This is a genomic window from Leucobacter viscericola (assembly GCF_011299575.1).
Classification (GTDB): Bacteria; Actinomycetota; Actinomycetes; order Actinomycetales; family Microbacteriaceae; genus Leucobacter; species Leucobacter viscericola.
Genome location: NZ_CP049863.1, coordinates 1,363,097 through 1,377,089, shown reverse-complemented (window position 1 = coordinate 1,377,089; position 13,993 = coordinate 1,363,097). Strand labels below are relative to the sequence as shown.

The following is a 13,993-nucleotide window of genomic DNA, read 5'->3' as shown; positions in this document are numbered from 1 at the left end:
TCGACAACGCCCGCAGCGCAGTAGGAATCCCGGACCCGGCCCGGCTCGAACGGGCAGCCACCCTCACCAAACTGCGGGCTGAGCACGTCCTTACCGGGTAGACGCACCTTGGGCGGGTTCGCTGTACAGTCTAGGGGTGCCTGGGCAGGTAGCCTTTCGACATGAAGGTAGAGATCACTCGCGAGAGTGTAGCGATGGGCGATGATGTTTGGGCGCCGCACAAGATCATGATCAAGGTGCCTCGCGACGCACTCATCGGGCATATTGCGATCTGGGCCACAGACTATTTGGCTTTCGTGACCGGCAACGTGATGTGGACGATGAAGTCACTTCAACCCGGAGACGAGGAGTCGCGGGGTAAGGGCCTTATGCTTCTTCACTTTACGTATGATCCTGACAGTCGACAACGCACACCCTCTTTTGCATCTATCGGGAGCTACCGCACTCAACTGAACAAGATCAGCGATGTACTCGAGCCACATTCAGACGGCGTGCGGCGGATTCACTTCGATTACCACTCAGAACGCGGGTTGATGTCGGCGGAAGAGCTTCAAGAGCAATTGCCTCCGCAAAGATCGGCGATCAAAATTGTTTGATCAGAGTCGCCTTGCCCAGACAGCACCAGACGATATGCCTACCAATATGCAGAACACCTACCTGCGACTGCTTACGTTGCAAGACGTACCTTCGCTCACCGAGATGCTTCAAAACCAGGCCGATCACCTGCGGCCTTGGGAACCCACACGCTCCGCTGACTATTACTCGGTGCCGCGGCAATTGCAACTCGCAGAGCAGGCCTTGGAACATTATGAAGCGGGCGGATCAGTGCCCTTCCTCATTACTTCTGGCACCGATGAAATTCTCGGCCGATTGACTGTGAGCGGGATCACTCGCGGCGCTCTGCAGTCCTGTGCCCTGGGGTATTGGGTTCGGGCAGACTCGCTCCGCCGAGGCCATGCGACGAACGCCGTTGCGCTTGCCGTGAGTTTCGCCTTCGAGTCTCTGGGGCTGCACCGCGTGCAAGCCGAGACACTGCCAGAGAACACCGGATCCCGGAGAGTGCTTGAGAAAAACGGGTTCCGAGAGTTCGGTCTCGCTCCGCAGTACCTCAACATTGACGGACAGTGGCGGGATCACCTGATGTACCAGATCCTGAACAAGCAGCATGTCGACGAGCCTTGAACACGTGCACTGAAGTCTTGCCCTAGAGAGCCCGCGCGGGGCACGGGTAATCTAGGGCATTCGCCCGATGCGGCGGTGCGGCCCTAGCGCGAAAGATATAGGAAGTAAGAGCTTCACGCCGCAAAGGAACGCCAAATTAATACACTGCACGACAATGCCAGTGGTGGCTGGAATGATGGAAACATGCCAGCACACACCGCGAGATCCGCCCTGGTCGGGCGCGATAGAGAGCTTGCTCGCCTTCGCGAGCAGTTTCGTGAAGCGTTGAACGGCCAAGCCGGTGCTGTGCTGGTTTCTGGTGAGGCGGGCATCGGCAAGAGCCGACTTGTGAACGAATTGGCTGATGCTGTTCGGGGTGAAGCTGACGTGATAACTGGCCACTGTATTGACTTGGGGAACGCGGCTACTCCCTACGGGCCGCTCGTGGGAGCCCTTCGGGCGCTTGTAGAAGCCCGTGGTGCACACGAGATGCTGTCCTACCTTGAAGATCATCAACTGAGCGGTGCCACGATCCAGCTCCTGCTCCCAGAGCTCTCTGAATCCGAAGGCCCCGCCCTGTCGAGCGGCATGCCGCCAGACGACGAAGCCGGGCCAGAGCGTTTACTCGCAGCAATTAGAGCCCTGCTGCGTGCCGCTGCTCGCAGACGACCGTTGCTCATCATCATTGAAGATCTGCACTGGGCAGACGAGGGCACGCTCACGGTGCTGACGTCCCTGCTGCGGGGGCTCGCCGATTCACGGCTCATGCTTGTCATCACCATGCGAGACGATGCGCACCGCAGCGATCCGGCGCGACGCTTCGCCGTCGAATCGGTGCGAGCCCGTGTGCTCGAAGCAATGCCACTCTCGCGGCTGGAAGGCAACGAAGTGCGTGCGATGGTCGCTGAACTCAGAGAAAGGCCTCTCGATCCCGAGAAATTCGATCAGCTCTTAGAACGTTCGGAGGGCGTGCCTTTCTTCGTTGAAGAACTTGTCGAAAATGCGTCAGCTCCGCTCGCCGAGACCCTTCGCGATGTTTTGCTCGCACGTTACGACCGCCTCAGCGAGCGGGCTGGATCACTGGTGCGAATCATGGCGATCTCGCAGGCCGCCATCCCGCACGACACACTCGTGCAACTGGCAGGGGTGTCCGACGAACAACTGGAAGTCACTCTTCGCGAAGTTATTGATGCGGGGATTATCGCGGTAGACGAGGCGGATCTATATGCGTTTCGCCACGCTCTGCTTCGTGAAGCCGTTCGAAGCGAACTTTTGCCCGGGGAGCGTGCTCGCCTCAACCGAGCCCTGGCAGAGATCCTGCAGCGCGCAGTCGATTCAGGTGAGCAGCACGCGTCTCTATCCGCGCTTGCCTACCACTGGGAACAGGCCAAAGACTACGAGAAATCTTTCGTGGCTTCCCTTGCCGCAATGCAACTGGCCGCCTCACAGTATGCCTACGCCCCAGCGGCCCACTTCGGGGAGCAGGTGTTGGAACGCTGGGACGAGGTCGACGCGGCTGCTGAAAAGGCAAGGATCGGACGAATCGCTTTTCTGGAGCAATTCGCGTTGATTCTGCGAGACGCAGGGAAAACCGCGCGGGGTCTCGCGGTTGTTGATCTCGCGCTCAACGAGGTCCAAACCGTTCAAGATCCGGTGGCGCACGCCGGCCTGCTCCTTCAAAAGGCCGACTATCACAGCTACATGGGCTGGCCCGGTAGAGAACCTCTGATTACTGAGGCACTCGCCGTGCTGGGCTCAAGCGATGATCACCACAAGCTGCGCGCCCATCTGCTCAGCCTTCTCGCGAGCATGCAGATGAGAGCGGGAGACCTGCAAGAGGCGATTGACACCGCTTCAGCCGCGCTCGAACACGCGCAACAAAGCGGCGACGAGTCTCAACAGGCCATTGCCTACAACCTGCGAGGGGCCTCTCTCGTTTCAGCCGGTCAAGTGCAGGCTGGGCTCGCCGACTTCGAAAAGGCGCAACCACTCGCCGCTACCGGCAACTCGCTCATGTGGTTTCACGCGAACTACTCTGACCTGCTCAACAACATTGGTCAGTATCGGCGAGCAGTTGAGGTCGCTGAGGCCGGTCTCGCAATCGCCCAGCGCTACGGAGTAGAACGCACAACGGGGGCGATCATGATGCAGAATCTGATCGAGCCTCTGTTGGAACTCGGAGAGATCGAGCGAGTCGATCAGTTGCTCTGGCGCGGCGTCGATACCCATGCCGTGCGCATGCAGCGTGTCTATATGCTGTCCTCCAGAATCCGCGCGTTGGCGTGGCGGGGCCACCCCGACGAGGCGGAGAGGATGCTTCGAGAATGGGAAGAGCCGCTGCGGCAGACCGCCGAACTCGAGCGCCAGGTCTGGTACGCGGCCCTCTCCATGGAGATCGCCATCGCGACCGCGCGAGATGATTTTGATACTGCGCGCGCTGTGATCGAACGCATGCTGCACGACCCGCGAAAACGAACGGGGAGCCAGCGACGACTGCTCCTCGAGGGAGCCTGGATCGTGGCAGAGTGCCGAGCTCGCGGAGAGGACACGACGGAACTCGCAAGCGGCCTTCTGGCCGCATGGAACTTGCAGACTCAAGACCTGCAGGATCCCGATTGCGCGCGCGTGTTTTTGGCATTGCTTCACCCTGAAGGGTCTCTGCTCGAAGGCGCGCTTGCCGCGGCAGACGGCGAAACGGTACCGCGCACATTTGGTGTCATCGTTCGGATCGAGCTCGCCCGGCACCGCATCGCACGTGGAGACCGGAGTAGGGCAATCGAGGCAGTCCTTGAGGCCCAAACCGTCTCCACCCGGCTCTCTCACGCAATCCTTGAGCGACACGTCAGCGAACTCTCCCGAGCCTTGGGCGCAGACCGCAATAGGTCGGCGACCGACGGCGACCCACTGTTGACTCCCCGGGAACAGCAGGTCTTAGACCTCATCGCCGAGGGTCTAAGCAACCGGCAGATCGGCGAGAGGCTCTACATCAGCCCCAAAACGGTGAGTGTTCACGTATCCGCGGTGCTTCGAAAACTGGGGGTTTCCACTCGAACGCAGGCCGCACGAAGCGCGCTGGGATCCTCGCTACACGATCGCTGACGCCAGTACAACCGCTAGCGCGTGCCCACATGCCCGCGTTCTAATGAGAGTGATGCGGGTGATCCAATGGTCCGTGCTGCGCCCAAAACCGTAGCTACTCACCGAAGGGCTCCCAGCGGTCGGTTGCTGGCGACAGAAAGAAGAGACGACACAAATGAACGACACGAATCCGGTGCGATCAGTTGAAAACGTTGACCTCCAACGATACTTAGGGCTTTGGTTTGAGATCGGGCGACTGCCGCTTCGCTACGAAGATGACACCGCAGAAGACGTCACCGCGGAGTACAGCCTGCGAGAAGACGGCACCGTGCAGGTCGACAATCGCTGCCTCGACGCCGAAAAGACGCCGACCCAGGCCATAGGCCAGGCCGATCCCGACCCAGAACACGCGGGGCGACTGCGAGTGACCTTTCTGCCAGAGGGGCTTCGCTGGATACCGTTTACGCGCGCGGACTACTGGATTCTGAAACTTGACCCCGAGTACCGGGTGGCCCTCGTCGGCACCCCCGACCGAAAGTACCTCTGGTTGCTCTCAAGGGAGTCGCAACTTGAGGAAGCCGTAAAGCAGGCATATCTGGCGGAGGCCAGGTCGCAGGGGTACGAGCTCGAGCGTTGGATCGAAACCCAGCAGTCGGGAGCGAAGGTCACCGACGAACACCTTGCCAACTCGTCACGATGAGGTGTACTGAGGAAAGCTGGAGACAATGCTTGACGAACAGGGAAACCCGCGAGGGTTTGGAATCGAAGAAGAGTACCTGCTTCTCGACGCGAAAACCGGAATGCCCGCTAATGGCGCAGAACAGGTAATCCGTGATGTTGATAGTGCTGCGCAACCCACGGAGCACGAGTTTCTTGCGAGCCAGTTAGAGACTGCAACTCCGGTGTGCACCACAGCGGAGGAGGCCGAAAGCTCTCTCCGGGGGTTTCGAGATACGGTTGCGCAAACGGCGGAGCGACAGGGCATGGTGCTTGCGAGTTCGGGGTTGCCGCCGCTGGGCGGCGACACCGAGGGCACGGTCACGCCCAAGTCGCGTTACCAGCTGATCCGAGAGGAAATGCGAGGGGTGGCCGCCCATCAGTACGCCATCGGCACCCACGTGCACGTCGCGGTTCCCTCGCGGGACGCAGGCGTTGAGGTGATCGACCGTATCTCCCGATGGATGCCCGTGCTGCTCGCGCTGACCGCGAACTCACCGCTGTGGTGCGGGAATGACACCGGCTTTGCGAGCTGGCGGTATATCCAGGGACTCATGTGGCCGATCTCGGGCTATCCACCGAGCTTTGCAGACGGCGCGCAATACGAAGACGCCGTCGCGAGACTCATCGATACCGGGGTGCTGATTGATGCGGGACACCTCACGTGGACGGCGAGGCTCTCCGCGAACTACCCGACTGTCGAGGTGAGGATCGCCGATGCCCAACTCGAGGTCGGCGAATCTGTGGCGTTTGCAGTGATCGTGCGCGCCCTCGTCAATCGTGCGCTGCGCGAGATCGCAGAGAGCATCCCCAGGCCGCAGCTCGGGCCCGGAATCGTTGACGGGGCGATCTGGATCGCCGCGCGAAACGGGCTGAGATCAGATCTCACCGATCCCGTGGTCGCCGACACTGTTCCCGCTTTCACCCTCGTGGATCGCATGATCGCGACGGTTGAAGAGGAACTGCAGTTTTCCGAAGAGTGGGATCGTGTCCAGCAATATCTGGATGGCCTGCGCGAGAGGGGAGGACCGGCCGATCGGCAACTGCTCGCGCACGAGAACGGCGGCATCGATGCGCTGCTGAAGCTGTACCGATCTGGCTCGCACGCGTCACGATAGTTGCTCCGCCGAACCCTGTCGAGGCCCTCGCCTGCCGCAGCCGGCGCGACTATCGTCGAACTCAGACCCCGATTGAGAATGGATGTTGCCATGCCTAGATCGTCTTTGAAAGATCCAGAACTCTACGAAACGCTTCGCAGTGAGGGCGCCTCTGCCGAGAAGGCCGCCCGCATCTCAAACGCCGCCGCGAAAGAGGGCAGATCCGCCATCGGAAAGCGCGGCGGGCAAGCCGAAGATTACGACGACCGCACCGTTCCCGAGCTCAAGAAGCGGGCAAAAGAACTCGGCATCACCGGATACTCCAAGATGCGCAAGCCTGAGCTCATTGGCGCGTTGCGGAACCACTGACCACTGGTCGACGCACCGCGAGAAGCCGAAACCTTCCCGGCTGCTCGACGCTCCAGCCTGGCGGCAGCAGGCTCGTGAGCTCGCCGGCGGTGTAGCTCCGACGAATGCTTCGTAGCCCATCGACCCACACAAAGGTTCCGGGCGCGACGGGTGCAGCGAGCATGGAAAATGCCCCGTAGGCGATGCGTCCACGAGCGATATCGGAGTGCAGAGACAGGCCGGTGGCCAACTTTTCACTGTCGCTCAAAAGCCCGGCAAGCTCGACGGTGTCCAGGTGGTGCAGCAGGTGGTTTGAGATGACAAGGTCGTAGTCTTCTCCGCGCTCGACCAGGGTTCGGCTGAATTCCCGCCGGTACGTCACCCCGGGTTCGGGGCGGGCGGCCTTCGCGACCGCAATGGCGTGGAGGTCAGGATCGATCCCCACCCCCTCGACAACAAATCCATCTTGTCGCGCGAGTCGCACGAGGCGGCGCAACACGTCGCCCCCGCCGCAGCCGATGTCGAGCACGCGCGCGGGCCGATCCAGGCCAGCAAAGAACGGTCGCAGCTGAGACCGGTACACCCCGTCCCAGCACGAAACGGCCCGGTTCACTACACCAAAACGCTGCAGGGTTCGACGAAGGCGATCCTTGTCACATTCTGGATCGTCCATTAGCTCGCGGAGATCCGGGTCACGAACCGCCAGCGTCATACCGATACCTTCGCGCCCGCAGTCACTGTTGCCGCTGCGGTAACCGCGGGCTCCGCCGCCTGAACCAACGCAGTTTCAGCGCGGCGAGTAAACCGCGCCGTCTCCACGGTCAGCCCCGGGCCAAACCCCAGGGCCGCAATCTGCTTACCGGAATCGATGGACTCGTCACCCAGCATCCGGCCGAGGATGAACAGGATCGTCGCACTCGACATGTTGCCGTACTCGCGCAGGATCGCGCGCGAGTGCCGCATCGCATCGTCAGACAGCCCAAGGCCCTCTTGAACGTGATCGAGCACGCTGCGGCCTCCTGGGTGCACTGCCCAATAGGGTGCGTCGCTGAGCGGACTCGAACCGTCGCGAAGCGCCGCCCCAACAGCCCCGGCAATCTCACGCCCGATGATGCGCGGCACCTGCGCGGTAAGGCGCATCTCGAAGCCCGCGTCGCCCACGCTCCAGTCCATGTCTTGCTCACCCTCGCTGGTGATCGCCGTTGTGAACTCGCCGACCTCCAGCGTCGCCCCGGTCGTTCGTGGTTCAGCGGAGGTCACAATCGCAGCTGCCGCCCCATCACCAAACACGGCAGAGGCAACAATCTGCTCGGGGTCACTCGACGAGCGAATGTGGATCGAGCAGAGCTCCGTGCACACCACCAACACGACTGAGCCGGGCTGCGCCGTGCAGATCCTGCTGGCCGCACGCAGCGCTGGGAACGCGGCAGCGCAGCCCATAAACCCGATGTTGGTGCGCTCGGCGGTGCCGGGGATCCCGAGCTCCTTCACCAGCAAGAAGTCGGGGCCGGGCGCAAAGAACCCGGTGCATGAAGCCGTGATGACGTGGGTGATTTCGGACGCGTCGAATCCCGAACCGGCGATCGCGTCTCGGGCCGCGGCCGACGACAGCCGGGGTGCTTCGCGGCGGTAGACCGCGTTCCGCTCGCCCGTGGTCGGGGAGTGCAGCAGCCCGTCGGTCGAAAAGAGCGGGGAAAGCTCATCGACACCGCCGATCCCACCAAGAACCGAATACCTTGTTTCGATCGCGGACTGGTCAAACGCCGTGTGGATCAGCCTCTGGGCAAGACGATCCCGGCCTGGCTGGGCGGCAAAAAAGTCTCGGGCCTCTTCCTGTTGCAGCCTTGAGGCCGGAACAGCCGTGCCGATGGAGACGAGATGAGTGGTCATGTTGCTAATGGAACACGCATGTTGGTTGCGAATGCAAGCCCTATTCGCACAGCTAACGCTCCACTACAAAGAGGGGTAGGTTGGAACACCAACCCAGGCAACGGGCAAAGGAGGCAGAAGGTGGCCAACGCTGTCCCATGGAGCCTGATCGCCGTGATTTCTTACCTCGCGACGATCACCCTCGGCACGTTGAGTCTTCGCGGAAGAAAAGTGCGGCGGGCCTGGCACGCCCGGCTCTTTGCACTCACTGTGATCCTCACCCTGCTCGCCGCAGTACTGTCGTTCCCAACTCACTGGCAGCGTGGAGTCTTGTTGGCGGTGGCTCTCGTGCCGCTGGCGATGCTGCCGTGGCTGAGTAGGCCCGTCTTGAAACGCACCGAACGACACATTGCAATTGGCCTGAGTGCCGCCCCGTTTTATCTTGCGGCGGTTGTGCTCTGGGCGTTAAGCGTCACGTGAACCCGCGACTTGAGCCCACGAACTCATTCAACCCCAAACACAGGAGCACCCCATGGAATTTCTTGATGTTCTCTTCAACCGCCGCACGACCAATGGGCCGTTCCTGCCCGATCCCGTGAGCGACGAGCACCAGCGCCTACTCATCAAAGCCGCCGCCTCGGCCCCGTCACAGTTCAACAGCCAGCCCTGGCGGTTTGTGGTGATTGAGGATCGCACAATGATCGACACCATCGCAGGCATCAGCGGTGAATCGATGACCGCCGTGATCTCTGAGGGGTCGTTCTTCGAGCGGTACAAGCGCCACTTCCGCTTCAGCGCCGAGGAGATGGCCGAGCATCGATCCGGCATGTACTTCGATAAACTGCCCGCCGCGCTGCGGCCGTTCACCCGTGCGGTGTACACGCCGGCTGGCATCAAGACCATGCGAATGCTGCGCATCCCGCAGACCCTCGGCGAAGAGAATCGCAAGCTTGTGGCAGGATCGCCGCTAATTCTCGGGGTCATGCTCGACCGGCAAGAACGCAACGCCCACTCGCTCGCAGACTTCTACTGCCAGTTCAGTCTCGGTGCCGCGATGGAAAACGTCTGGCTCACGACCGTCGAGTTGGGTATGGGCATTCAGTTCATCTCCTTCCCGATGGAGGCGCCCGGCCAGTGGGAACGCATCAATGAGCTGCTGCAGGTTCCCGAGGACCTTGAACTCATGGCGCTCTATCGCCTCGGCTACGTGCCCGAGCAGTCGCACAGGCCAGTGATCGACTGGTCAAGCCGCGAGCGCAGGGCGCCAAGCCAGTTTGTGTTCCGCGAGAATTGCAGTGAGCCGCAGACTGGGTGGGACGAGGACTGAGGGAACGCGCATGGCGAAGCGAATCGGTAGAAGGACCCCAATCACGCGCGAACTCACGGACGAGGGGTTTATCTACCGGCTTGGCAAGCGCAGGATCACGAAGCGCTCAGAGCTCAAGCGCATCGAGGCGCTCGTGATCCCACCCGCGTGGACCGAGGTGGAGATCGCGCAGTCGGCCTCGGCTAAGGTGCTCGCAAGGGGAGTGGACGCCGCCGGGCGTACTCAGGCCATCTACCATCCGGCTTTTCGTCGTCGTCAGGATCGGCTCAAGTTTGACCGGATGCAGCGTTTTGGTCGCGCGTTGCCGCGATTGCGCGCGCAGGTTGATCGGGATCTGCGCCGTCGCCGTCTGAGCCGCAGCCGGGTCACGGCGTGCGCGATCCGGCTCATTGACCTGCAGCTGTTTCGTGTCGGCAATGCTGAGTACGCGGCGCAGCACAAGAGCTACGGGATTACGACGCTGCGACGGAAACACTTGGCGGTGGGCGCGACCGGGGTCGAATTCGACTTTGTTGGTAAGAGCGGAAAACGGCAGCGGCGGCGGGTTCGGGATTCCCGAACAGCCCGGATCCTCGCGCAACTTGCGGAGCTGCCAGGGCAAGAGGTGTTCCGATTCTTCGACGAAGACGGGGTGGTGCACAGCCTGCGAAGCAGCCACGTCAACGACTACGTCAAGAAACACATGGGAGAGGAGTTCACCGCAAAAGACTTTCGCACCTGGGGTGGCACGGTGACAGTCGCCACGGCACTGCTTGAACTTGACCCACGTGATCTTGCCTCAGAAAAGGCGCGCGCCGCCGCTGCCCGAGACGCCATCGCGCTCGCCGCCGAGAAACTCGGCAACACGGTCGCGGTAACTCGCGGATCCTATGTGGATCCCCGAGTGCTTTCCGCGGTGGAACGACCCGGGGTGCTCGAGCGTGTGAAGCAAGCGCGCATTCGTCCGAGCACATGGCTCGACCCGGGTGAGCAGCGGACGATGCGCTTGATCGCGGAGATGGGACGGGCGAGGTAGTTGGGGATTCTCGGATCTCGCCCGCGGAACATTTCTCTGAATCTAGTTCACACGAACCTCAGACACCAGCTCACTTCGTGCCGCCTGCGTGCGACTGCTGACGCCGAGCTTTCTGAGTACCGCAGAAACGTGCACACTCACCGTCTTAGCGCTGATGAAGAGCCTTTCGCCAATCTGACGGTTACTGAGGCCCTCTGCCACGAGGTCAAGTACCTGCTGCTCGCGAGGCGTGAGGAGCGAATCAGGGCTTCCGTCAGCACTAGTCGTGCGTCCTGTCCCAATACCCTGCACCAACTTCTTCACGTGCTGACCCAGCGTCTCATGAGCGAGCTCGATGCACAGATCCTGCGCTTCCAGGGCGACCGCTGCGGCTCGAGTCCGCTCACCCGACGCGAGTAACAGCCTGCTCAGTTCGATCCTCACGATGACTTGAAAAATCCGCGGCACAGATTCGGCGTTCGACGCGCTCAGCGCAGCGTCTAAGAGGTCTGCTGAGGGGTTGAGGAGCCCGCGAAGTACGCTTGAACAATAGGGGTCCTGCATCTCCTGCGGCTGCGATTCCCAGCGGCTGAGCACTCGGGACGCGAAAGTTGATACCTCGTGACCCCGAGAGCGGCACTCCGCGGCGATCCAGCCACCCTCAAGAAGCAGCCGTCTCTGGTTTCCAGACTGAGGGCGCTCGTCTTGAAGCATGCGCAGGATGACGAGTCTCGCCTGTTCGAAGTCATCTCGAGTGGTCGCGAGCGTCACCTCCATCAGGAGTTGCGCGTACCAGACCTGCCGTTCCAGCTCGGCGGTTTGGTGGAGCGGCTCGGCCCAGTCCCGGTAGAGCTCCTCCGCTTCCTCTGCCCGACCACGCCAGCACAGGGCGCGCACCCGCGAAACGAGGGTGTAGACCTGCTGTATGCGCACGGCGTGTGAGTCGATCCCCAGTTGCAACAACTGCTCAACTCGTTCGATCTCACCGAGTTCAAGCAGCGGCTCGACCAGGTTCTGCATCAGAATCGCGCCGGTACTGCGTTCAACTCCGTAGCGTCTCGAAACCACGAGTCCCTCCTCTGCAACCTCAACAGCCTCGTGGTATCGGCCGAGGATGTTGAGCAGGTCAGAGTAGTTTGTGTGGAACTTCATGAGGGACGAACCGTTCACCGCGAGCGGTCGTGCCCTTAATAAATCGGTGAGGCCAGTCTCCACCTGTCCCAAACCTGCGAGACAGGAGCCGCGCACGCTGTAGGTGATCGACAGCAGAGCTTTATCGGCGCACTGCTCCGCGTAGCGGGCCGCCTCTGTTGCTGCGGCAACCGCTTCGGTGAGCTTCCCAAGGTGCATGAGTGTGCTCGTGAGCAGGCTGAGCAATTTTGCCTTCAGCCGGACGACACCGAGATCGATCTCGAATCGAGGATCTGAATCGAGGGCGGCCAACGCTTGCAAAATGAGCGGCTCCCTGCCGGGGCGTCCGAGATGGCTCAGGTAATAAGCCTTCTGCTGAAGCAGGCTGGCCTTCGCTACGGGGTCGTTCAGACCCTCCACCTCGTCGAGGGCGAGGTCAACGACGGTGAGACCCCGCTCAGTCTGACCAGCATTCCGCAGGATCGAGGCGAACCGCTCGAGAAACTTCAGCCGGTTGATCCCCGCTTCCTCGGCAGCAGCGAGCGACTCGTCCCAGTTCTCAAGCACGTGCTCACCAAAGCGAACCGCCGCCGCATACGCGTACTTTGACTCTGCCTGCCTCATCGCGGCAAACGCGGCAATAAACGATTTTTCAGGATCCTTCGCCTGATCCCAGTGGTACGCCAGCTCTGAGAGCGGAGCGGTTTTGGTGTCTGAATCGGCGATCTGTTGCAAAATCTCGGCGAGTGCGCGGTTCAGGCGCGTGCGTTCTCCGGGCAGCAGCTCACCCTGCACAGCCTCACGGAGTAACGCGTGTCGAAACACGTAGTTGTCTGATTCATTGACCGCGATAACACCGGCGTCAATGGTTTCTCGTAGGGCCGATTCCAGCTCCTCCTCGGGAAGCGAAACGAGCCGCACGAGCGTGGCATGGGGGAGCGGCGATTGCGAGGTCGACATCGCGCGCACCAGCGATGCGGCCTCACGGCCGAGCCGGTCATACCGGGCGAGCAGCACGTCTCGGAGCGAGTCGGTGAGTGGAGCCGCCGCGTTCTCAACCAGCTCCTCAACGAAGAAGGGCACACCCTCTGAGCGCTCGAGCAGCTGGCTAAACGTTTGGGGAGCGAGCGGGTGCTGCATGAGTCCGTTGACCATTGCGCGCACTTCTTCGTCACCGAGCCTCGCGAGGGGTAGCTGCTCGAGCACACGTGTGCGCTCCGATTCCGCGGCAAATCTGCGAGCGGGGTTGCTGCGGCGCCCGTCATTTTTCATCGTGAGCACCGCCAAGATGCGAGTCTCAGTGATGCTCTGCAGCAGTGTCGTGAGCACCGCGAGTGTGCCCTCGTCTGCCCAGTGCAGGTCTTCGATAACGAGGATCAACGGGCGCGTCTTTGCGGCGATGCGCAGCACGGTCGTGATGGCCTCCCGCAGTCGCTCCGGGCCCGAGTGATCCTCAGAGGGAAAGGGAGGTGAACCGCTGGCACCATCGGGAGTCTCCGCGTCAACAAGCTCGGGCAGCAGAAGGAGAAACGCGGATCGGCTGGAGTGGTCCAGCGCCGGCGATTCGAGCAAAGAATCCGCACCCCGCGCCGTGACAAGTGTGCGCAGCACCTCCAGAAGGGGGCCGTAGGGTGTCGCGGCCTGCTTGAGGTCGATGCAGCGGCCAATTAAGACATCAGCCTCGTCTCGCGCCGCATCCGCAAGATCACGCACGAGCCGACTCTTACCGATTCCCGCCTCGCCGGTAATCAGCGTCGCTGCACCCTGGCCCCGCAGAACACCACGGAATCGATCACGAAGATGGGCAAGCTCTGCATCGCGCCCGACCATGGCTGGTTCAACCTCGTGATGAGACATGACCCCATTTTCCCAGGTCTCGTCGGGAGCAAGGTACTGAGACCTGAAGCCGACCCTCACTGAGGGCGTCCGGTCGCGCTTTGCGTGCCTTTCCATGAAGCCCATGAGCGGAGTCGTTCAAGAATCTTGGGGCGGCCGGGGCATGGGCTCGGTTCAGGATCCCGCCGGCCTGATCCTGCCGTTCGGCATGCATCCGGGCGCGTTCTGCGGCTGCCGCTGCAGACTGAGTCCGCTGTGCGGTTGCGTGCTGGTGAGCGTAGGTCTGAAAGTCCAAGGGAAGCTCCTCTGTAGACAAGTGGGGGTACTTCTACTCTCGGTTCTAAGGAGGGGGCAGCACATCGGGCAGGTGCCCTAGATTTGCGAGATCGGGCCTTAGAGCGAGAAGTTCTCGCGCCTGGGGCTCTGGGGGAGTAC

General features: G+C 61.7%; 12 protein-coding genes. 9 read left to right on the top strand and 3 right to left on the bottom strand.

What is annotated here, in order from left to right:
• Positions 1-161: 161 nt before the first annotated feature.
• The 6 genes from G7068_RS06330 to G7068_RS06305 all read left to right on the top strand — a co-directional run bounded on the left by G7068_RS06330 (position 162) and on the right by G7068_RS06305 (position 6,422).
• On the top strand, positions 162-596 hold the full coding sequence (locus tag G7068_RS06330; protein WP_166290343.1) for a hypothetical protein: 435 nt from the start codon (positions 162-164) through the stop codon (positions 594-596).
• A gap of 46 nt (positions 597-642) precedes the next feature.
• A complete protein-coding gene (locus G7068_RS06325; protein ID WP_166290341.1) occupies positions 643-1,182 on the top strand; it encodes a GNAT family N-acetyltransferase in 540 nt (179 codons plus the stop codon).
• Positions 1,183-1,365: 183 nt separating this feature from the next.
• Complete coding sequence (locus G7068_RS06320; protein ID WP_166290339.1) at positions 1,366-4,260, top strand: helix-turn-helix transcriptional regulator; 2,895 nt, start codon at positions 1,366-1,368, stop codon at positions 4,258-4,260.
• A gap of 154 nt (positions 4,261-4,414) precedes the next feature.
• Positions 4,415-4,939 (top strand): lipocalin family protein, encoded by a 525-nt coding sequence (locus tag G7068_RS06315; protein ID WP_166290337.1) that lies wholly within the window; start codon positions 4,415-4,417, stop codon positions 4,937-4,939.
• A 25-nt stretch (positions 4,940-4,964) separates the two neighbouring features.
• Complete coding sequence (locus G7068_RS06310; RefSeq protein ID WP_166290335.1) at positions 4,965-6,074, top strand: carboxylate-amine ligase; 1,110 nt, start codon at positions 4,965-4,967, stop codon at positions 6,072-6,074.
• A 90-nt stretch (positions 6,075-6,164) separates the two neighbouring features.
• A complete protein-coding gene (locus G7068_RS06305; RefSeq protein WP_166290333.1) occupies positions 6,165-6,422 on the top strand; it encodes a DUF7218 family protein in 258 nt (85 codons plus the stop codon).
• On the opposite strand, the gene G7068_RS06300 is transcribed toward G7068_RS06305, so the two are convergent.
• Complete coding sequence (locus tag G7068_RS06300) at positions 6,397-7,113, bottom strand: methyltransferase domain-containing protein (protein WP_166290331.1); 717 nt, start codon at positions 7,111-7,113, stop codon at positions 6,397-6,399. The two genes, G7068_RS06305 and G7068_RS06300, sit on opposite strands and share 26 nt — an antisense overlap.
• On the bottom strand, positions 7,110-8,291 hold the full coding sequence (locus G7068_RS06295; protein WP_166290329.1) for a type III polyketide synthase: 1,182 nt from the start codon (positions 8,289-8,291) through the stop codon (positions 7,110-7,112). Before G7068_RS06295 ends, G7068_RS06300 begins: the two co-directional genes overlap by 4 nt.
• Positions 8,292-8,411: 120 nt before the next feature.
• On the opposite strand from G7068_RS06295, the gene G7068_RS06290 reads away from it, so the two are divergent.
• From G7068_RS06290 to G7068_RS06280, 3 genes are read left to right on the top strand one after another with little or no spacing between them, the layout of a single operon-like run.
• Complete coding sequence (locus G7068_RS06290; protein WP_166290327.1) at positions 8,412-8,750, top strand: hypothetical protein; 339 nt, start codon at positions 8,412-8,414, stop codon at positions 8,748-8,750.
• Positions 8,751-8,802: 52 nt separating this feature from the next.
• A complete protein-coding gene (locus G7068_RS06285) occupies positions 8,803-9,597 on the top strand; it encodes a nitroreductase family protein (RefSeq protein WP_166290325.1) in 795 nt (264 codons plus the stop codon).
• Positions 9,598-9,607: 10 nt separating this feature from the next.
• Positions 9,608-10,612 (top strand): DNA topoisomerase IB, encoded by a 1,005-nt coding sequence (locus G7068_RS06280; protein ID WP_166290323.1) that lies wholly within the window; start codon positions 9,608-9,610, stop codon positions 10,610-10,612.
• A gap of 42 nt (positions 10,613-10,654) precedes the next feature.
• On the opposite strand, the gene G7068_RS16585 is transcribed toward G7068_RS06280, so the two are convergent.
• Positions 10,655-13,579, bottom strand: coding sequence for a helix-turn-helix transcriptional regulator (locus G7068_RS16585; RefSeq protein WP_166290321.1), 2,925 nt, complete (start codon positions 13,577-13,579; stop codon positions 10,655-10,657).
• Positions 13,580-13,993: the final 414 nt, after the last annotated feature.